At 65.2% G+C, this 581-nt stretch carries 2 pseudogenes; one reads left to right on the top strand and one right to left on the bottom strand.

Annotated elements, in window-relative coordinates:
* Positions 1 to 218, bottom strand: a pseudogene (locus OTB19_RS43955) (hypothetical protein); the annotation flags it as partial.
* Between OTB19_RS43955 and OTB19_RS43320 the strand changes: the two are divergent.
* A pseudogene (locus OTB19_RS43320) lies at positions 129 to 455 on the top strand (ATP-binding protein); the annotation flags it as partial. The pseudogenes OTB19_RS43955 and OTB19_RS43320 overlap by 90 nt on opposite strands.
* Between the last annotated feature and the right edge of the window lie 126 nt (positions 456 to 581).

Below are 581 nucleotides of genomic sequence, written 5' to 3'. Positions count from 1 at the left end.
AGGCCGAGAGTCCCGGTGATCTGGTCCCAGATCGCGAAGTGGATGATCATTTCGGTGCGGTATTCGGTGCCGGTCATCAGGTGGCGTCGGGGCCGGAAGTGGGGGGAGATGCCGCTGAACGCCCCCACGTGTACGCCGACACCCGCATCCGCACCACGGCCGCCAAGCTCGGCCTGCCCCACCTGGCCGAAGCCCTGAGCCAGTACGTCTCGCGGGCGGACGAGGCCAAGATGGGCTACCTCGACCTCATCGACCTGGTCCTGGCCGAGGAACTCGCCGTCCGCGAGGACCGCCGCTTCCGCCAGGGCCTGCGGACCTCCAAGCTGCCCCACCACAAGACGCTGGACGACTACGACTTCTCCTTCCAACCCGAACTGGACCCGCGCAAGGTCAAGGACCTCGCCACCCTGTCCTTCGTCGAGGCCAAGGCCAACGCGGCCCTGCTGGGCCCGCCCGTTATCAACGGGGCCTGAGTCCCTCTCTTCTCTGTCTTCGACGAGCGTCACCATGAGCGTTCTGTGTCGTTGATGCATTGCTATCAACGGGAGTTCTTCAACGAGACGGAACGGCATCAGTGGCAC

This window comes from Streptomyces sp. H27-H5 (assembly GCF_026627505.1).
In the GTDB taxonomy this organism is placed as follows: domain Bacteria; phylum Actinomycetota; class Actinomycetes; order Streptomycetales; family Streptomycetaceae; genus Streptomyces.
This window is presented reverse-complemented; position numbering and strand designations above follow the sequence as displayed.